16 protein-coding genes are annotated in these 19566 nt (G+C 46.0%); 4 read left to right on the top strand and 12 right to left on the bottom strand.

What is annotated here, in order from left to right:
• Positions 1-278: 278 nt before the first annotated feature.
• The 8 genes from ACFOEE_RS05435 to proB form a co-directional block, all read right to left on the bottom strand.
• Positions 279-1667 carry a sensor histidine kinase gene (locus tag ACFOEE_RS05435; RefSeq protein ID WP_377121699.1) on the bottom strand — a complete coding sequence of 463 codons (1389 nt, stop codon included), beginning with the start codon at positions 1665-1667 and terminating at the stop codon, positions 279-281.
• Complete coding sequence (locus ACFOEE_RS05440; protein ID WP_377121701.1) at positions 1664-2329, bottom strand: response regulator transcription factor; 666 nt, start codon at positions 2327-2329, stop codon at positions 1664-1666. Before ACFOEE_RS05440 ends, ACFOEE_RS05435 begins: the two co-directional genes overlap by 4 nt.
• Entirely contained in the window at positions 2326-5337 is a 3012-nt protein-coding gene (locus tag ACFOEE_RS05445) for an efflux RND transporter permease subunit (RefSeq protein WP_377121703.1), read from the bottom strand. Before ACFOEE_RS05445 ends, ACFOEE_RS05440 begins: the two co-directional genes overlap by 4 nt.
• 1 nt (position 5338) lies before the next feature.
• On the bottom strand, positions 5339-6373 hold the full coding sequence (locus ACFOEE_RS05450) for an efflux RND transporter periplasmic adaptor subunit (protein WP_377121705.1): 1035 nt from the start codon (positions 6371-6373) through the stop codon (positions 5339-5341).
• A gap of 73 nt (positions 6374-6446) precedes the next feature.
• Positions 6447-7196: a MipA/OmpV family protein gene (locus tag ACFOEE_RS05455; protein WP_377121707.1), complete on the bottom strand. Its 750-nt coding sequence runs from the start codon at positions 7194-7196 to the stop codon at positions 6447-6449.
• Positions 7197-7506: 310 nt separating this feature from the next.
• Positions 7507-9000 carry a glutamate--tRNA ligase gene (gene gltX, locus ACFOEE_RS05460; protein ID WP_377121709.1) on the bottom strand — a complete coding sequence of 498 codons (1494 nt, stop codon included), beginning with the start codon at positions 8998-9000 and terminating at the stop codon, positions 7507-7509.
• A gap of 98 nt (positions 9001-9098) precedes the next feature.
• Positions 9099-10085, bottom strand: coding sequence for a GGDEF domain-containing protein (locus ACFOEE_RS05465; RefSeq protein ID WP_377121711.1), 987 nt, complete (start codon positions 10083-10085; stop codon positions 9099-9101).
• A 22-nt stretch (positions 10086-10107) separates the two neighbouring features.
• On the bottom strand, positions 10108-11268 hold the full coding sequence (gene proB, locus ACFOEE_RS05470; protein WP_377121713.1) for a glutamate 5-kinase: 1161 nt from the start codon (positions 11266-11268) through the stop codon (positions 10108-10110).
• A 140-nt stretch (positions 11269-11408) separates the two neighbouring features.
• Between proB and ACFOEE_RS05475 the strand changes: the two genes are divergently transcribed.
• Positions 11409-12314: a DMT family transporter gene (locus ACFOEE_RS05475; RefSeq protein WP_377121715.1), complete on the top strand. Its 906-nt coding sequence runs from the start codon at positions 11409-11411 to the stop codon at positions 12312-12314.
• A 22-nt stretch (positions 12315-12336) separates the two neighbouring features.
• Positions 12337-12561 (top strand): hypothetical protein, encoded by a 225-nt coding sequence (locus tag ACFOEE_RS05480; RefSeq protein WP_377121717.1) that lies wholly within the window; start codon positions 12337-12339, stop codon positions 12559-12561.
• 96 nt (positions 12562-12657) lie between these two features.
• On the opposite strand, the gene ACFOEE_RS05485 is transcribed toward ACFOEE_RS05480, so the two are convergent.
• Entirely contained in the window at positions 12658-13158 is a 501-nt protein-coding gene (locus ACFOEE_RS05485; protein ID WP_377121719.1) for a DUF1543 domain-containing protein, read from the bottom strand.
• Between the two features lie 97 nt (positions 13159-13255).
• Between ACFOEE_RS05485 and ACFOEE_RS05490 the strand changes: the two genes are divergently transcribed.
• On the top strand, positions 13256-14947 hold the full coding sequence (locus ACFOEE_RS05490; RefSeq protein WP_377121721.1) for an amidohydrolase: 1692 nt from the start codon (positions 13256-13258) through the stop codon (positions 14945-14947).
• Positions 14948-15015: 68 nt separating this feature from the next.
• Here the strand turns inward: ACFOEE_RS05490 and ACFOEE_RS05495 are convergent, their stop codons facing one another.
• Positions 15016-15237, bottom strand: coding sequence for a YgjV family protein (locus ACFOEE_RS05495; protein WP_377121723.1), 222 nt, complete (start codon positions 15235-15237; stop codon positions 15016-15018).
• A 292-nt stretch (positions 15238-15529) separates the two neighbouring features.
• Between ACFOEE_RS05495 and ACFOEE_RS05500 the strand changes: the two genes are divergently transcribed.
• A complete protein-coding gene (locus ACFOEE_RS05500; RefSeq protein ID WP_377121725.1) occupies positions 15530-16180 on the top strand; it encodes a Crp/Fnr family transcriptional regulator in 651 nt (216 codons plus the stop codon).
• A gap of 247 nt (positions 16181-16427) precedes the next feature.
• On the opposite strand, the gene ACFOEE_RS05505 is transcribed toward ACFOEE_RS05500, so the two are convergent.
• Positions 16428-16991, bottom strand: a complete 564-nt coding sequence (locus ACFOEE_RS05505) for a phosphoribosyltransferase (protein WP_377121727.1) — start codon at positions 16989-16991, stop codon at positions 16428-16430.
• A gap of 214 nt (positions 16992-17205) precedes the next feature.
• Positions 17206-19536 (bottom strand): DNA topoisomerase IV subunit A, encoded by a 2331-nt coding sequence (gene parC, locus ACFOEE_RS05510; RefSeq protein WP_377121729.1) that lies wholly within the window; start codon positions 19534-19536, stop codon positions 17206-17208.
• Positions 19537-19566: the final 30 nt, after the last annotated feature.

Genomic DNA, 19566 nt, shown 5'->3' on the forward strand with positions numbered 1-19566 from the left:
TTATGATTGGAGTCATACAGTTATGCACAATACTACCTTCGTCTGGGGTAATTTGGCAAAAGATGCTTTGTAGGTTCGCGAATACACCAATAATCTGGTGCGTTCCAGTGAAGCAATGACATCGCAACCATCATATTAAAGACTTGTCCGACTTCCAATTGGAAAAGGCTCGCGACCAGTTATAAACGTAAAACATGGCTGGTGAGAGCTTATTCATCTTTGGTGTTCAACTACCTGCCCTTCACCGGTTCACTCAGTACCTACTGACGAGCGAATGCTCAAACATCCCTTTTAAATTCAATCACAAAACTACTACCGCCCATTTCATTGGGACTTTCTAGCAAAATAGTAGCCTGATGTGCGATAGCAATTTCATGCACAATAGCAAGACCTAAACCGCTACTACCGCTATTTGATTGCGATTTGCGCCAAAAACGTTCAAAGATCATTGCTCTATCGGCTTCGTGGATGCCTGGCCCTGAGTCTTTGACCATAAAACGATTTTGTACAATTTGTACCGTGATATGTGCATGCGGTTTAGAGTGTTTGATGGCATTTTCGATAAGGTTTTTTGCCATCACTGTTAATGCACCTTTATCACCTAGCACTATGCTATCAGGCTCTGCCTTTTGAAATTCAAGTTCTTTGTAATTACTGACCGCTAATGGTGCAAGTAGCATACAAACATCAATCGCGATGTCGTTTAATGACACTTGAGTCGGCTCGTAAGCGGCTTTATTTTGTGCTCTCGAGAGGTCAAGTAACTGCTCTACTATCCTCGACATATATCCTATGTCATTGAGTAGCTCTTTTTTCACCGTCGCTAAATCTTTGACGACTTCAATGCGAGTTTGCATAACGGCAAGTGGTGTTCTTAACTCATGGGCCGCATTCGCAACAAAGCGCTTTTGTTCTTCAAACCCTTCTTCCACACGTTGCATAGCTTGATTGAGTGCGGTCACTAAAGGCGCAATTTCCGCGGGTAAATGGGCTACATTTAAGCGCCGATTAAGCTGATTGGGTTTGATACTCCCCAGTTGTCGCGATAGCACTTCAACTGGCCGTACTAAATAACCGACTGATTTCAGGCTGACCACCACAAATACTATAAATGCAGCAGCCATGGTCAGTACTGCCACATTTGTCATTGCTGGCATCACGGCTTCATTGGCCAGCGCACCTAACAGGTCACTTCGAATAAGATCTAATACTAACTCAGGCTGGCTTGTATGTAGGTTAGGTGGGTAGTTTAACTGTAACTTAGTACGATATGCGCTCGCGCCATTTAAGTTTTGGTTAAAGCCAATCCTCAAATCTTTACTGAGCGCATTGACCAAAGGCTGCACTGCATCATGAGGTGTCGAGGAAAACAGCATGGCTCCGGATCTTAAATCAACCACCCGAAACCCTAAATTATTATAGAGTGCATCGAAACCCCATTTCTCAACCAAATTATTTGCTTCGAAAACAATCCTTCCATCCTCAGCTAAGCTCAACTGTTCAACAATATCCTCCGACATCCCCTTAAAGCTCATTTCCAGCGCAACATCGGAAAAACGGTAAGAAATTAGGTAAAACACCAAGATAATTGCGGCAAATAAGCCACCGCTGATAAGGACAAAATGTAGGAACAACCTGTTCGCCAGTGAGTTGGTTTTAAAGTTCATACTAATATGTACCCTATGCCACGAATGGTGCTAATCGTAACATCGGCGTTAAACAGCTCCAGTTTCTTGCGCACCCGATGCACCGCAACTTGTATGGCATTGTCTGTCACTTCAAAGCCAAGGGCATAAATGGCGTCAAATAGTGCCTCTTTACTCACAGTTAAAGAGGCATTGCGCAGCATATATTCCAGTAGCGCGAATTCCGTTTTACCTAGACTCAAATTACGCTGTTCCACCGTGACACGTTTTGACTTAGGGTCGAGCGAGAGTTTTCCCCGTGTCATACTGGTGCCAACATAATTGCTAGGGCGGCGTAAAATCGCCCGCAAGCGAGCCAGCAACTCTCCCATTGCAAACGGCTTATTGATATAGTCATCCGCGCCTAAGTCGAGTCCTTGGATGCGGTCGTTGATCCCGCCACGTGCTGTCACAATTAGGATGGGTACAGTGTTGCCCGCTTTTCTTACTTGCTTGATAAGTTCTAAACCATCTAGGTCGGGGAGCCCAAGATCAAGTACTAGCGCATCGTATTGAAACAAGTCGACTAAGCTGCTTGCATGTTGCCCTGTATCGGCAATATCAGCGGCATAACCTTCATCGCTCAATGCAAGCCGAATAAAATTGGCAAGATCCTGATTATCCTCTGTAATTAATACTCTCATAAAATCCTGTTACGAAGTTTTCGTGGCTTTAGCAGCCAAATAAGCAATTGCGGCAAAACCAATGGTATCAGTAACGTAGCGGATAACAGTCCCCCAATCACGGTCCACGCCAAAGGAGGCCATAATGCACTGTTGCCTAGAGCCAACGGCAACATCCCCACGACTGTCGTTAATGTCGTGAGTAGCACCGCGCGCATGCGCTCCTTAAGTGCTTCATCGACCGCCAGTTTAACTGCTTCTCCAGCTTTTATTTTGCCCACTGCACCGTCGATAAGTAAAATCGCGGTATTCACTACAATGCCCATTAAGGTGAGCAAACCCAATATCGACATAAACCCAAAGGGCGTATTGGTGAGCGCTAAAGCCACAGGCGCACCTATCATTGCCAGTGGTATACTTACAAATACCAACAAAACCAAACGCATAGAATTAAACTGCAACATGAGTACCACGAAAACAATCATGACCCCAATTGGCAAAGCTTTAACCAGCGCTTGATTGGCTTCAGCAGCTTCCTCAAATTCACCTCCGAATTCAACCCTAGCTTGATATTTTTGAGCTAGTGCAGCAATTGGCTCAATCAGTGCAGCAATCACTTCTTCTTCATCTTTTCCTGCAACCACATCCGCCAAAATGGTAAAACGGGTAAACCCTGTTGTTCTTTTTAATACTGGTGGCACGCCCACCACATTGATATCAGCAATTAAATCAAGCGGCAGTAGCTGGCTTTGCGCCCCTTTTAGCAAGGTTGAACTAAGTTGCCAGCTGGGCACTCCCTCTGCTGAATCCCGCAAATAGACGGGGATCAGCTCGCCATTATCTACAATCGTGGTCACCAACAAGCCACTAGTACGCCAAGCAAGGTATTGACTCACCACAGTTTCATTGAGACCGACTAGCTGTAATTGCTGTTGCTCTAACTGCAACTGTAATTGTGGCTTTCCTAAGTCGTAATCTCGCCTTATCTTCTCTATCGCAGGGTTTAAATGTAGCTTACTGAGAATTGCTTCGGCAGCCTGAAACGCATCTTGATCATGTGTTGCCATGACGTTTATCTCAATAGGACTGGCAATCGGTGGTCCTTGCCCTAACTCATTTGCTTGGATTATCACGGCGGGAAATAACAACGGCAACTCAGCATTAAACTGCCTCACCAAGTTTGACACGTCGTTACTGTTTTTCGTAGTAAAGACGATACGTGCAAAGTGCGATTGCTCTGGCTTTTGCGCTAAATTGTAATAAAAGCGAGGACCTGAACTGCCAACAAAAGTCATCAACTTGTCAACACGCAAATCAGCATGAATATGTTTATTCAGTTTATCCACTACAGCTTGGGTTGCTTCAATACTAGAGCCAAAAGCCAATTCAACATCCACATAAGCTTGAGCTCGCCCACTGCTTGGGAAAAACTGCGTCGAAACAGCTTTAAACTGTAAGAATGCAGCTAAACCAATAATCACAAATACAACAATCAACCCTCGGTGAGCAAAAGCACCGCGTATTTTACTTTCCAACCATACCCATTTAGCGCTCTGCATGGTTGAAGGCTGCCCAATCAAATAACAACACATGAGAGGAATAAGCACTATGGCGGTGATGAAACTCATGGTGATGGTAATAATCACCACGACCGGAATACTGCTAATAAAATCAGCTACATCACCTTTTGCCAACAGCATCGGAATAAAAGCAGCGATGGTTGTTAAAGTCGATGACAGCAAAGGTTTATACAAATCGCGAATACTATTGGCAATGGCATAGCGCAATGACAACGCCGACTCACGATAAAAGCTGACTCGCTCTACCATAATGATGCTGCTATCAACCATCAAGCCTAAACTGAGGATTAATCCAGCGATCGTCATTTGCTGTAAAATACCGCCACCCAATGCAAAAACCGCGATACTACAACAGGTAATGACAAGCAACGATATGCCGACAATTAAGGCTGCACGTAAGGACATCAACACCATCAATACCAATACCACAGCCACGGCGCTCAGCAACAACGATGACTCAAGATCTTGCCGGCGTAGTTTGGTTTGTTCAGGTTGAAACAACTGTATTTTAATTTCACTTGGTGAAAATCGGCTATTTAGCTCGGCAATTGTGGTTTTGAATGCCTGACTAAAATTACTGCTTCTGATGCTATTTGGCACCACAGTGACAGCAAGCCCAATCGTGGGTTGGCCATCTAACCAGAAACGGGGGAGTTTATCGCTATCAAAACTGCTCCTTACTTCAGCCAAACTCGTCAGCGGTAGCGCGCTCTGCGCTGCCACTTTTACATGTAGCGACTCAATCGCAGCAATTCCTGTCAAATGGGTCAGCGGTTGAACGGTTGTGCGAATCGCATCAAAAAGTATCTCTCCCGAAATTTCATTGCTATTGGCTTGTCGAATTGCCGAGGCTAATTCCAGTGGCGACACACCAGATTGCAGCATCTGCATTTGAGGATAAATCACCTCAATTCGTTGGCCAGGATCGCCTACTAAAGACACTTTCCTAACCCCAGGTATTTTATAAAGCTCGTCTCGTACGCTAAGTGCCAACTGACGGTCTAACACGAGTCCTTTGCCGCTGTGTACTGACAACAGAATGCCTTCTGTGTCTTGAATTCTATCCATTAGTTGCAACTGCAGTGGGGCTAATGTTGTTGCAAGGCCCGCTAACCGGTCACGGACTCGGCGCCAAGCACTATCCGTATCATAGATGGTTTCCTGTAACTCGATGCCTACCGAAAGTGCGCCGTGTACTACGCTGACATCGAATGTGCGGATCTCATCAACTTGCCTAAGGACTTGCTCCAAAGGTGCGACCACCGTATTGTTGAGCACTGAAATAGAAGAACCAGGGCTTTGCAAAGTGATTGTGCCATTACGATAAGGAAAAGCCGGATCTTCTTGCTCGTAAATGGTAAACCAACTGGCAACCCCAGTAAGACTCAACAGTAACGCGATACCAAAAATCAGCCTTGGTTTTAATAGAGCTACAATAACCTTTGCCATGTTAATTCAACTCACTTAAGTTGAGCTTAAGCTTTGCCATGATTTGGGCAATGATTGGCATAGTCTCGTGCAACGGACCACTGACCAAAATAGCCCGTTCAGTAAAACCATGTACTTTCACAATGATTTTCTCAACAGGCTGGCGGTTGATTAACAAATACGCCTCACCTTTAGCTGTGTAGTGTAATCCTGCATAGTCGACTTCATACAAAGGCTGCTGATATAACGGCAAATGCAGTGAGACAATTCGACCTAAATGGCTTGCAATGCTGTGTTGCAAACGCATAGTCAAAGTATACAAGGCGGGACCTAATGGCGCAGGTATCGCTCGTTCAACTAGCTCTGCGGTAAGGGTTTCATCATTCTCACCAAATTTTAAGCCAGCGAGCGCGCCAATTTCCAATTGCAACGCTGTTGCCTCTGGTACTTGAAACCGCACTATTTGCACAGCTGTAGATTCAAAACGCAACAGCGGTGTGTTAGCTGGTGCAAAACTACCTGCGCGTAGATATAATCTCGTAATTACACCGTCGTGCTCGGCAATGACCTCGGTTTCCGCCAATTCATTCAGAGCTTTGGTTACTTTAGCTTCTGCCTGTACCACTCGCTGTAGAGCAACATCCCAATCGCGGTGATTAGCATCTAGCGCCTGTTGGGTAACAAGCCCTTTGGCATATAAAGTGTTGAGACGTATACGCTCTTTATCTTGTAATTGCCAATGCGCTCTAGCACTGGCTAACTCCATTTGGCTTGCCTGTCGTTGCTCTACTAAAAATGGGGAATAAAGCGTCATCAAATGTTGCCCTAGCTTTACCTGCTGACCTTCGGTGACGTATACCTTCACGACCCTCGCAGGCGCAAAAAGGGCTTTATCAAAGCTCTCCATACCTTGGATCCGACCAAAGTACTGCTGAGTGGGCTGTATCGAGGAAAGCTTAGGATAGAACACAGGATAGTTTACAGCTGCTACGTTTAGCTTACTCTCTGTGATTGGGTGGTCTTGACTACACCCACTTAATATCGAAAAAACCCCCATATAAATCGCCAAATGCAGCACCTGAGCTTTGCATACAAATGCTGTACTTAGAGTGTGAAGAACATATCTACTTTTAAAACACATAAATATAGCCAATGATCAAGTTCACCCCACCTGAGCTATCGACTAAAGGACTATCTTTAATCTCAGCACCGAATACACGATAACTGACATCTGCTTTTATCATGTGATGTGACGCAAACATCCAGTCGCTTCTTATGCCGAATTCCCACCCCCAGCTTGAATCCGCTTGATAGGCATGACGCCACAAGTTGGCCTCGTCTAGTTTGACACCATAATAATAATCAACCAGCTCACTGCTCATATAGTTGGCAGAGACAAAGGGTGCCACTAGTCCTTGTTTAACTTGAAAGGGTAACGCGTAACTTACGCCAAAGTCGTAACCTCTGTGCGTAGTTGAAATATCCTTGCTATACGCTAGGCTAAAATCCCCCCAGTTTGAGTCGTATTCCACTTCCAATCCGACGTCAAACGACATTTCCCGCTCAGCCATTGCAGCGAAAACCTCATCATCTTCAGCCTCATATCCATCAAAACGAAATTTACCTTGCGCGGAAAACACCAAATCTCCCCACTGCCCAAATTGATAATTGAGTCGCGGTCCTAGTAAACTGAAATTACCGTACTTGAGCATTACTGCGGGCACAATTTGAGTATCGACACCAACTCCTTTATAGCCTTCGTTCTCTGCCAACAACGCAACCCCGATCCCCCATTGCAATGAGCTTTTTGACGGCTCGGCATTCGTTTGAAAACTCGCCCCAAAAGCCAACAAACTAGATAAATAAAATGCAAACTTCACGGTAATCTCCTTGTATTAATTGGCGTTACATTACGATGCTTGCCTTTCTGCAAATTTACAGAGTTGCTAATTTGTCAGTTTTTGGAGGATTTAAATTGATACGGTTTCTGATAAGGCTAATAAAAACTCAATGCCCACTATGCGATGCACTTAATCGTCAACTGAGGGAATAGGATCAAAACGAATCGAAAATAGCCTTACAACAGTGGCTGAGTTGTGAAGTAGCGAATCGGGGGTAAGCGCGTTAAATCACAGGGGGAGATGAAAATGGAAAAGACGCGATAGTACATCGCGCCTTTGGGATTAAAGCTTAGCCGTTGGCTTGTGCGGTATAATCGCGGTAGGCTTTTTCTAAACTCTTGGCTTGCTTTTTCGATACGCCAAGGTGATTTAGCGCGGCACGTAAACGCGCGCGTGATAAATCAGAACCTAAGATTTCCATCGCATCCACCACTGAGGTTGAAGATGGCTTACCTGTGATGGCCACGAAAATTGGCTCGAGGAAGTCTTTAATCTTCAATTCATGGAAAGTAGCAATTGCTTTGGCTAAAGCAAAGATCTCGGTCTTGTTCCAGCTGCGTAGCACTTCCAATTCCCAAATAAAGAATTGCAGTGATTGACGTACCACGTCTTCATCCGCTTTACCTGCGGTGAGTAGCGCTGGATCGTAATGCGGAATACCCGCCACAAAGTGACCTGCTAAGTCCACTAAATCAGCAAAAGTGTTGATACGGGTTTTTGCTTCTGGCAATACGCGACCAAAAAACGCAGGGTTAAACTTCCAGTCCACAAAGCGTTGCATCAGCTCTTCGTTGCTTAAGTTTTCGCGGATCCACAAACCATTTAACCAATTGAGTTTGTCGATATCGAAAATCGGGCCACCTAAAGACACGCGCTTCATATCGAAGTTTTCAATCATTTCTGGCAAGGTGAACTTTTCACGGCCATCTGGCATTGACCAACCCATGCGGCCTAAGTAGTTCAGGAGCGCTTCTGGCAGGTAACCCATTTCTTTGTAATAGTTGATTGAAGTTGGGTTTTTACGCTTAGATAACTTAGATTTATCTGGGTTACGAAGCAGCGGTAAGTGACCAAGTAGTGGTGCTTCCCAGCCTAAATCTTCATATAACTTCAGTAGTTTTGGCGCAGAGTTGATCCATTCTTCACCACGGAAGATATGGCTAATTTGCATGTGGTGGTCGTCCACCACGTTTGCCAAAAAGTAAGTTGGGAAACCATCGGCCTTTAGCAATACTTGCATGTCCACGTTTGCCCATGGGATCTCAATCTCACCGCGCAGGTAATCGTTAAACTTGAACGTACCTTCAGCTGGGATTTTCATGCGGATAACATGCGGTTTGCCCGCAGCTAAATTGGCTTTGACTTCTTCTTCGCTCAGCAGTAAACCACGACCGTCGTACTTTGGCGTCAAGCCTTCAGCCATTTGCGCTTCGCGCATCGCATCGAGCTCTTCAGCGGTCGCAAAACAGTAAAACGCTTTGCCGGTATCAATCAATTGCTGGGCATATTTGCGATACAGCTCAGTGCGCTCTGATTGGCGATAAGGACCAAATTCACCGCCCACATCTGGACCGTGATCCCAGTCCAGACCTAACCAGCGCAAACTGTCCATAATAGCTTGTTCTGATTCTTTGGTGCTGCGTACTTGGTCGGTGTCTTCAACACGCAAAACAAATTCGCCGCCCTGCTGTTTGGCAAAACAGTAATTGAATAGCGCAATATAAGCGGTACCTAAGTGCGGATCACCCGTTGGTGATGGCGCAACACGTGTGCGGATAGTCATGTTGTTCTCTTTTCAACGCGTTAGAAATGGCTGCCATGCTACCACAGCCGCCGCAACGCAGAAAGTACTGGAGCGGATTTGTTTAGCTCAATACAGGCTTAGAAGAGTTCGATATCGTCCACCACATCCCCACTCTCTTGCCCTTGGTATAGCGCACTAAAAGCGGTGACTTGATTACGCCCTTGATGCTTAGAATGGTACAACGCTTGATCAGCGCGATGCACCAATTGCGTCACTTGCATATAATCGCCCATCTCCACCATTCCTGAGCTAATCGTAACTTCACCGACTTGCGGAAAACGATAGTTTGCAATCGCTAAGCGGTTACGTTCTAGGGTTGCCAGTGCGTGGCTTTCACTATCACATTGAAACAGCACTGCAAACTCTTCACCACCATAGCGAAAAACATAATCTTCAGCGCGGAAGTTGTGCTTGAGCTGCTGCGCCACCAGTAAAATGACCTCATCGCCAATCACATGACCATAGTTGTCGTTAACGCGTTTAAAATGGTCGATGTCTATCATCGCAAGATACCAGCTGCGTTCAACCTGAGTATCGCGTGATACTAAAAACCCCTCTCCGGCCAATATTTCCAACACTTTTTGTTCAAACGTTTGGCGGTTTAAGAGCTCAGTTAATGGATCTAAACGGGCGTGATGTAAGGTGGCTAGCTGATTAATATATACAGTAGCCAAGTATGCCAGCAGCACCAATTTACTGCTGTTGGGCGCCAAACGATTCTCAACCGCGAGCAAGCCAAACATAGCTTGTTTGTGGCGTATAGGTAACAACAATAGCCCACTGGAGACAAGGAAAAACTGATGCTGCGCAAGCACTTGGCTGCGCTCGAGCAGCTCTTGGCACTGCGGCTCAGGCAAAATTAATTTACCGCTGAGCGGCCTTGGTGCAACGTCAACGCGAAAGGTCTTGTTGATAAGCAAACTATATTGCAAATCCGCCAGTAATACCGACAGTACTTCGCCAAATACTTTGTCTAGTTCAGTTTCATTTAACTGCTCTGTAAGCTTTATTGCCCATTCATGACCACAGCGGATCTCTGACTCCATAGTGCCAATAAGTACCAAATAAAAAGTAAGTCCTTAAAGCTTAGCTGATTTTTTGGGTTTTGTAGGGCTTGTCGGCGGCTTCGTTGCCAAGCAACACCATATCATCTCGATGCAGCACCACATTAGACGGAATGTAACCGAGCAAAGCCGCAAACTCGCGTGAATGCACACCTTTTAGCTGCTCAAGCTCTTGGTGATTAAAACGACATAAGCCTTTAGCAAACTCTCGTCCGTTCACATCGCATAGGCTCACTAAATCACCCACGGCAAATTCGCCGCTCAGCGCTACAATACCTTTAGCCAGTAAACTGGCGCCCTTGTCGCACAGTGCAGTGACAGCCCCTTCATCACAGGTAATACGACCTGAGCTTTTTGGCCCCGCTAATAACCAACGTTTACGGCCATCAACTGGCGCTTTAAAGCACACAAATGTGGTACTCGGCGCCTTACCCGAGAGCGCTTCAGCGATAATATTGGGTGTACTGCCACGCGCGATAAGTACTTCAACCCCAGCTCGGGTGGCAATATCTGCCGCTTGCAGTTTGGTTGCCATGCCGCCGGTGCCAAGTGCAGTGCCACTACCGCCGGCAAGGGATTTAAGCTCGTCGGTAATGCAATGCACTTCGTTGATAAGCGCAGCATCTGGGTTGCTACGCGGATCGGCGGTAAATAACCCGGCTTGATCGGTCAACAACAAGAGTTTGTCGGCATTGGCTAAAATCGCCACCATCGCCGAGAGGTTATCGTTATCACCCACTTTGATTTCAGCCGTAGCTACCGCGTCGTTTTCATTAATAATGGGCACCACATCAAACGCCAATAACTGAGTTAAGGTATCGCGCGCAGTTAAATACCGGCTCCTGTCTTCAACATCCGCACGGGTCAGCAGCATTTGTGCGACGGTAATGCCATAAAGCGCAAACAAGTTTTGCCATAAATGGATAAGCTGGCCTTGGCCTATGGCGGCGAGCATTTGCTTTTCAACCAACGAGTGACCACACGGTTTCCCAAGTGCGGCACGCCCCGCCGCGACAGCACCACTGGTGACCACCACTACTTGATGACCTGCTTGTTTTAGCTGCGCACATTGGCGCACCAGCTCTACCATTTGCGCCGTATTCAGACTTGCTTGCCCAGCGGTTAACACGCTGGTGCCAAGCTTTACCACTATGGTTTGTTTCGCCACTTTCTCATTCCCCATTTGTTACCCGTTAAAGTGCCGACGAATTAGCCAGCACGGCTTGCAAGATAACGGGTTTATTGGTCGCAAAACAAGTAAATTTTATTCATCGCCAATCGGGCGCTGTGCTAGCATAGCTGCAACTTTTGAGGAGTAAGTTGATGCCTGCGGGTCTCTGTTTGTTATTTGCCACTTTACTTTGGGGTAGTTCGTTTATTGCGCTGAAATACGCCATTGCCGTTTACGACCCCAATGTGGTGATTTTCTTTCGCATGCTGACTACCTTACTGCTTTGTAGCCTCTTATATCGCTACAGTTTGCGCTTCAGCTATCAAGCGGGCGATTGGCGCTACTTATTAGCCATGTCACTGGCTGAGCCATGTTTGTATTTTATGTTTGAAGGCCATGCCTTGGAATATACCTCGGCCTCACAAGCTGGGGTCATCGTGGCGTGTTTGCCGTTGATTGTCGCAACTTTGGCATACTTTATTCTCAAAGAGCGCTTAAGTAAGTCTATCGTCGCTGGGTTTGTACTGTGTATATCTGGCAGTATCGGGCTGACGTTACTTTCACCCAGTTCAGAGCAAGCGCCCAACCCCTTACTTGGTAATACCTTAGAGTTTTTAGCTATGGTGTGCGCGGCGTTTTACACCATTAGTGTAAAACGGCTCGCGACGCGTTATTCACCACTTGCGCTCATTGGCATGCAAGGCTTAAGTGGCAGTATATTTTTTGCTGTATTTTTACCCTTTAGCACCTTGCCGGATTTCACTCAGTTAGACACCAATGCGCTACTAGCCGTGCTGTATTTAGGATCAGTTGTGACTTTAGGTGCATATGGCTTGTATAATTATGCCATTAGCCGTGTTTCAGTCTTGACCGCTGCCGCCTATTCTAACTTGGTGCCTGTGTTTACCTTGATGTTCTCCGCCCTGTTACTAAGCGAGCGGTTAACCATGGCACAATGGTCTGCAATTGCATTGGTCTTTGTAGGGGTGGTGGTAAGTCAGCGCCATGTAGCGCCAGCATCTGAAACCAAACCTGCTCTCACCGAATCTCAAGTTTAAGAGCTGTAAATAAAGGAAAGCAATGAGTAAAGAGCCGTCTCAACATAACGCAAAGAAAGAATTGTCGATGTTACCCCTGCTGTTAGTGGTGATAGTGCTGTGCATTGGCGGGCACTTTATTTTGCAACCGAATTATCAAGACAGCCACCTTGCCGAATATTTTCTCGCGGCACTGCCGTTTTTAATGTTTGCGATTGTCATCATCGCTATTCGTAAAGCGCTTAAAGCTGAGCAAAAAGAACGTTAAATCGATATGACTGAGTAAAAACGCAAAAACGGCCTGCTGGCCGTTTTTTGTTGGTAAGCTAAGTGCTTTGCACTTTGCTGCAATTACATAGTGCTATCAAAGAATATGATAACCAAACCAATCTGGCTTAAGCTGCTGAGTTTTACCACTTGGTATTAAATGAATATGGTAGCGTTCATCTAGTAAATCCACGGCAAAGCAATCATCTACATCATGGAGGTTGTCTTTATGCTGGTGGCTGGTATCAACTAGCAAGGCGGCTTTCGCTTTGTCTTTGGCAGTATGTTCTGAGTCAGCAACAAATAACGCAAACTCGTGTTGCTCCGCTAAACTTTCCGCCTTGTAACCACCTAGGTTAACAAAAAACAAGCGTTCCGTTTGATGTTTAGGCTCAGTGCTCAGCACAATATCAAAACCATCAGCGTGCTTTACTTCAACATAGCTGTCCATGTGCACAGCGTTTTTATCGCCCACCCATTGGGCTTTTAATTTAGCGTAAGCATCTTCAATCCGCTCGGCTATCACAAAACGCACATCGTGCATCTCAATATGACAACCGGCGACGCGCCCACCCAAATAAACCATAAATAACTTCATACTTTGCCCTCCTAGACGATGACGCGAGTCTAACGCAAGCGACTAGGCGAACCAAATTTATTTTGCTAAGTTGAAGAAAAACAACAGGGAATAAATTATGAGACATTGGTTACTCGCAGGATTCACTTTGCTATCAAGTCAAGTGCTTGCAAATACTACCCTTTTTCACAATGTCCAAGGGTACACGCCCACTTTACAAGGCGGGCTTGAACAGTTCAACGTATTGGTGGTTAAAGATGGAAAGGTCGTCAAAATTGGTGACGATACATTACTAAAACAATTCCCAGAGGCAACCCGCCATGATGTCATGGGGCGCACTATGCTGCCGGGCTTAATTGACGCCCATGGCCATGTGGTTGGTCTTGGTAATAATTTGGTAGAGCTGGATTTACGCGGTAAGCGCTCAATTGAAGAAATTGGCGAAGCGCTGAGAGACTATAGTAAAACGTTTGAAGGCGATTGGATCATAGGCCGTGGCTGGGATCAAAACCTTTGGCCTTCGCAACAATTTGGCAATGCACAAGATTTAGATAAATACCTTGCCGATAAACCTGTGGTGCTCACCCGAGTCGATGGTCACGCAGTATGGGTAAACACTAAGGCGATGAGTATCGCCGGTATTAACGCACAAACCGCAGCGCCAGCAGGTGGGGAGATCATTCATTTACCCGATGGCACACCCAGCGGGGTATTTATCGATAAGGCCGAAGGCCTTATTCAAGCGCATATTCCGGCGGCGAGCCAACCTGCCGTGGCAAAAGCCTTACACACCGCAGGCGAACATTTATTAAGCCTTGGGATTACCGCCACCCATGATGCAGGTATCGACTACACCACTTGGCAGGTGTATTTACAAGAAGCAAAAAATAAAACGCTACCGCTGCGCATTTATGCCATGTTGAGTGCTGCCGACCCTTATTTAGACAAAATGCTTGATGCGGGCGTGGTTAAAGACCCAAATGACTATCTGGCCATTCGCAGTGTCAAAATTTATGCCGATGGCGCGTTAGGTAGCCGAGGCGCCGCGTTGCTAGACAGCTATAAAGACCGCCCTGGCCACCATGGCTTAATGTTAGAGACTCCTGAGCATTTGCAAGAACTGCTACGTAAAGCCTTTAAACACGGTTTTAGCGCCAACACCCACGCCATTGGTGATAAAGCCAATCGCATCGTGCTTGATGCCTATGAAGCAGAATTCAAAAAAACCGGCGGTAAGTTACTGCGTAACCGTATCGAACATGCGCAAATCGTCGAGCCTTCGGACATTCCCCGCTTTAAACAACTGCAAATTATCCCCTCAATGCAACCCGTGCATGCCACCTCAGATATGCATATGGCAGAGCAACGCCTGAGCGATAAGCAATTAGCGGGGGGTTATGCGTGGCAAACCTTCTTAAAACAAGGTAGTAAAGTCGCTGCGGGGTCGGATTTCCCAGTCGAGCTGGCTGAGCCTTTCCATGGTTTATATTCCGCGATTACCCGTCAAGACTCGCAAGGTTTACCGGAGCAAGGTTGGCGCGCCAGCGAAGTATTGAGCCGCGAGCAGGCACTACGTGCATTTACTTTAGATGCCGCCTATGCGGGCTTTCAAGAACATAAAATTGGTAGTTTAGAGCAAGGCAAATGGGCTGATTTTATTGTGCTGGATGCAGATTATTTTAAAGTACCAGTTAAAGCCATTCACGACATTCAGGTTGAGGAAACTTGGATGGCAGGCAAGCTGGTATTTAAACGTCAAGAGCAGTCGGCCAACAGTGAAACCGACGCGGCTTCTACAGCACAACCTTAATTAGTTGGTATTTCAAATTATCGACTGGGGCGCAAATTCGTTTGCGCCTTTGCTTACCAAAGCACGAATTAATTGGCGGAAGATTTGCTCAGTTTAAAGAGATGATAAATATTAACGAAGGCTAAAGTGCCGTTGGTCAAGGCCACAGGCCAAGCATCTATCGCTAAACCGTAGAGCGTAAAACACACGCAGCCAACCAAATTAAACCATCTGAGTTTGACTACATTGCTCATCATTAATGAGATAATCAAAAAAGCCGAGGCTAAATAACCTAAATATTCCCAACTCATTTGTTCTATCCCCTCTTCTAGGTTAGCATACCCTATGGTGAATTAAGATTAGCAAAAAATAAAAGGGCTAACTCACCACAAACCTTAAAAATCAGGACAACCCTAACGTAAGCTCTAACACGGGAAGCGTAGGCCCGGTTTTACAGGTAAACCCATAAAACAGGAGTGAGTTAGCATGAAACTATGTCTTGCTATCGCAAAATCTTGCGATACCGCAAGCCTTTAACGAGGGTGTCATGCTAACGTCATTAAACAGTAATAAACTAGGACAATTGTCCGAAGAGCCATCCAGATGTTTCAATATCACTTTTCAACCAATCTTGTCGACCAGTTACTCGCCTTCGCGGGCAGTACCTATCAGCATAGTAAAAAAGACGTATTAATACATCAGGACGAGCCGCTGACTAAATTGATTTTAGTGCGCAGTGGTACCGTATCGTTTAGCTATGATGTCGGTAATGGCCGCCGTTTATTACTGGGTCAATTAGATTGCCAAAATACCCTAATTGGCGAAATAGAAGCGCTTAGTAACGACCCATGCATTTACACTGTGACTTGTTTAAGCGATGTGCACTACAATTTAATTGAGCTGCGCCACTGGCGCCAATTGTTGTTAGAAAAACCAGAACTGAGTTTGTACACAGCGCAAACCGTTGCAGCTAAATTTACCGAAAACCAAAAAATCAATTTGGATAAGCTGTTGCTGCCGCTTTCCTACAACATCGCCCGTGATTGTTTACTTCGTGCTGAGAACAACCACCCCACTTTGCTGCGCGCTTACCCAACCGTAAGCGCAGAAGCAGAACGTTTTGCCACCACAGAGCGCGCCTATCGCCGTGTGGTCACTGAGCTGGTCGACAAAGGCCTGATTGTGAGAACACCTGATGGCTTGAAACCGGTGGATGTGGATAACCTATCAGATTTTGTCGAGAGCTTTTTCTAGCTTAGTTTGACATAGGTGAGCCGATTAGCTCGCCTCACTTACTGGCTATAAATGCTTTTTGAGGAAGTTATCCATTTCAGTAAATAGCGCCTTGCACAACAGCAACAAAAACAACTTATAGTACAAGTGGGAATTAAATATTTCATTGCATGTATTGGGTGTGACTATAACTAGGGCAACGCAGAATTATAGAACGCAGTAGCCGCATAAACAAAAAAGCCAGCTTATCGCTGGCTTTTGCTGAGATTTACTTTAACAGTAAATCTTTGATATTGGCTAAATCGGTTTTACCGTTAGCGATTTCATCTGGTGTCAAACCCGATAGTTCATGTGGGAACACCAACCACTCGTCCGACTCGTGCACGTAGTAATCTGGCGTCATCGGGACTTTGGTATTCTTTGGCTTGTAATACGGGCAAGCAACACGAATATCTTTTGGTAGATTTAAGCGCATTAACTCAGCCAACTTTTCACGTAGAGCATAGATACTGCGGCCTGAATCAAATACATCATCAACGATCAGTAATGAGTTATCCGCATTGGCATTCTCAATAATGTAATGTAAGCCGTGTACTTTAATCTCTTTAGCTTGCTTGCCAATACCATAATAAGACGAAGTACGCACTGCGATATGATCGGTTTCTATCCCTTTGTAATCGTAGAACTCCTGTACTGCGATACCGATAGGTGCACCACCACGCCAAATACCTATGATGAAGTCTGGACGAAAACCGTCGGCGTAAACTTGCGCAGCTAAGCGGAATGAATCTTCTAACAATTGCTGAGCGGTGATATAAACCTTGTCTGTCATATAGCAAATCCCGAGTTTAGTATATAACCGCTTATTTTAGCTTAGTTGCAACAAAAAAGCAGCGTTATCACACCAGCTCATCCGACCTTTTTTGCCTTGATTGCCCGAGTGCGTCGCAGCCCGATATAAAGTCGCGCCCACAGGCGTAAAAACACAACTGAAGCTAGTTTATAACTGAAAATAAAAAAGCCTGGGATTACCAGGCTCTTAGTGTTTAATCCTCGTTGTCGAACAAGGAGTTGTTTTCGAGTGGCGTGTCTGGCTCAGCAGGCGCATCCTGGCTTTCTTGACCAAGGTACTCAATCTGATATTCGTCCACACGCTGCAACCCTCTTGGCAACTTATTACCACGACGACCTCGTTCACCATAATAATGTTCAAGATCCGCCGGTTTTAAGGTTAGCTTACGTTTTCCAGCATGCAGTGTCACAGATGCTCCTTCTGGCACCACTGCCAACACTTTGACGAATTCCTCTCTGGCTTGCACTTTCGCACTTGGGATGGAGATTATCTTATTACCCTTACCTTTACCCAACTTAGGCAAATCACGTAGTGGGAACAACAACATTCGGCCTTCGTTGGAAATCGCCATACATAAGTCGGTACTAATATCGTTAATCACAATCGGCGCCATTAGCTGCGCGCCACTTGGGATGCTGACTAAAGCCTTACCACTCTTGTTTTTCGACACTAAATCATTAAATTCAGCGATAAAGCCATAGCCACCATCAGTTGCCATCAAGAAATGCTGCTGCTCTTCGCCCATCAAGACATGTTCAAAATTACAACCCGGCGCTAAATTAAAGCGCCCTGTCATCGGCTCACCTTGGCTACGAGCCGACGGTAAACTATGCGCATCGGTGGCAAATGCTCGCCCAGATGAATCTAAAAACACCGCAGGTTGGTTGCTGCGACCATAAGCTAAAGCCTTAAAGCTATCACCAGCGCGATAACTCAAGCCCTCAGCATCAATATCATGGCCTTTCGCTAAACGCGCCCAACCTTTTTCTGACAGCACTACCGTAACCGCTTCTGTTGGCATCAACTCTTTTTCGGTCAAGGCACGCGACTCAGCACGTTCAATCACAGGTGAACGACGCTCATCACCGTATAGCTCAGCAGCTTCCTGAATTTCTTTTTTCAGCAAAGTCGACATGCGGCGCTCTGAGCCTAAGGTTTTTTCTAGCTGATCGCGCTCTTTATTAAGCTCGTCTTGCTCGCCGGTGATCTTAAACTCTTCTAGCTTAGCTAAGTGACGTAACTTAAGTTCTAAAATGGCTTCGGCTTGCTTATCACTGAGACCAAAGCGTGCCATAAGCTCCACTTTTGGCTCATCGTAAGTACGAATGATCTCAATGACTTCATCAATATTGAGATACGCAATCAATAAACCTTCAAGAATGTGCAAACGCGCCAGCACTTTATCAAGGCGGTACTGGAGACGGCGACGTACGGTTTCGCGGCGAAACACCAACCACTCATCCAAAATCGTCCGTAAGTCTTTGACTTGTGGACGACCGTCCAAACCTATCATATTGAGGTTAACGCGATAGCTCTTTTCTAAATCTGTGGTGGCAAACAAATGCGCCATCAAAGGTTCGATTTTAATGCGATTAGAACGCGGTACTATCACAATGCGCGTGGGGTTTTCATGATCAGACTCATCACGTAAATCCGCCACCATAGGAAGCTTTTTCGCGGTCATTTGCGCGGCAATTTGCTCTAATACTTTAGCACCCGAGCTTTGATGCGGCAGCGCAGTAATGACAATTTCGCCTTGCTCTTCACTATATACCGCACGCATTTTAATTGAGCCACGACCTGAGCTGTAAATCTTGGCAATTTCACTGCGCGGCGTGATGATCTCCGCTTCGGTCGGATAATCCGGTGCCTTCACTATTTCTAGCAATTGCTCTAGTGAAGTTTTTGGCTCATCAAGCAATAAGCAGCAAGCAGACGCCACTTCACGCACGTTATGAGGAGGAATGTCCGTTGCCATACCGACCGCGATACCTGTTACGCCGTTAAGCATAATGTGTGGTAAACGCGCTGGTAGCACTTTTGGCTCGTCCATGGTGCCGTCAAAGTTTGGCGTCCAATCGACGGTGCCTTGCCCTAATTCTTTAAGCAGCACCTCGGAAAACTTCGACAACCGCGCTTCGGTATAACGCATCGCCGCGAAAGATTTCGGATCATCCGCAGCGCCCCAGTTACCTTGCCCATCGACTAACGGATAACGGTAACTAAATGGCTGCGCCATCAATACCATAGCTTCGTAACAGGCACTGTCACCATGGGGGTGATATTTACCTAACACGTCACCAACGGTACGCGCCGATTTTTTATATTTCGCCGCGGCAGAGAGCCCAAGCTCGCTCATCGCGTAAACGATGCGGCGCTGTACTGGTTTTAAACCGTCGCCGATATGTGGCAAAGCACGGTCCATGATGACATACATGGAATAATTCAGATAAGCGTCTTCGGTAAAACGCCCCATACTCTGCTGTTCAATACCCTGCAAGGAGAGGGCTTCTAACTCACTCATTTCAAACCCTATTTATTCTTATTATACCCA

The sequence above is a fragment of the Pseudoalteromonas fenneropenaei genome, from assembly GCF_042643375.1.
In the GTDB taxonomy this organism is placed as follows: Bacteria; Pseudomonadota; Gammaproteobacteria; order Enterobacterales; family Alteromonadaceae; genus Pseudoalteromonas; species Pseudoalteromonas fenneropenaei.

Excerpts from the sequence above, each read along its gene's own strand:
- ACFOEE_RS05435 (WP_377121699.1), bottom strand. The coding sequence starts at position 1,667 with ATGAACTTTAAAACCAACTCACTGGCGAACAGGTTGTTCCTACATTTT.
- ACFOEE_RS05440 (WP_377121701.1), bottom strand. The coding sequence starts at position 2,329 with ATGAGAGTATTAATTACAGAGGATAATCAGGATCTTGCCAATTTTATT.
- ACFOEE_RS05445 (WP_377121703.1), bottom strand. The coding sequence starts at position 5,337 with ATGGCAAAGGTTATTGTAGCTCTATTAAAACCAAGGCTGATTTTTGGT.
- ACFOEE_RS05450 (WP_377121705.1), bottom strand. The coding sequence starts at position 6,373 with ATGGGGGTTTTTTCGATATTAAGTGGGTGTAGTCAAGACCACCCAATC.
- gltX (WP_377121709.1), bottom strand. The coding sequence starts at position 9,000 with ATGACTATCCGCACACGTGTTGCGCCATCACCAACGGGTGATCCGCAC.
- proB (WP_377121713.1), bottom strand. The coding sequence starts at position 11,268 with ATGGGGAATGAGAAAGTGGCGAAACAAACCATAGTGGTAAAGCTTGGC.
- ACFOEE_RS05475 (WP_377121715.1), top strand. The coding sequence starts at position 11,409 with ATGCCTGCGGGTCTCTGTTTGTTATTTGCCACTTTACTTTGGGGTAGT.
- ACFOEE_RS05480 (WP_377121717.1), top strand. The coding sequence starts at position 12,337 with ATGAGTAAAGAGCCGTCTCAACATAACGCAAAGAAAGAATTGTCGATG.
- ACFOEE_RS05485 (WP_377121719.1), bottom strand. The coding sequence starts at position 13,158 with ATGAAGTTATTTATGGTTTATTTGGGTGGGCGCGTCGCCGGTTGTCAT.
- ACFOEE_RS05490 (WP_377121721.1), top strand. The coding sequence starts at position 13,256 with ATGAGACATTGGTTACTCGCAGGATTCACTTTGCTATCAAGTCAAGTG.
- ACFOEE_RS05495 (WP_377121723.1), bottom strand. The coding sequence starts at position 15,237 with ATGAGTTGGGAATATTTAGGTTATTTAGCCTCGGCTTTTTTGATTATC.
- ACFOEE_RS05500 (WP_377121725.1), top strand. The coding sequence starts at position 15,530 with ATGTTTCAATATCACTTTTCAACCAATCTTGTCGACCAGTTACTCGCC.
- ACFOEE_RS05505 (WP_377121727.1), bottom strand. The coding sequence starts at position 16,991 with ATGACAGACAAGGTTTATATCACCGCTCAGCAATTGTTAGAAGATTCA.
- parC (WP_377121729.1), bottom strand. The coding sequence starts at position 19,536 with ATGAGTGAGTTAGAAGCCCTCTCCTTGCAGGGTATTGAACAGCAGAGT.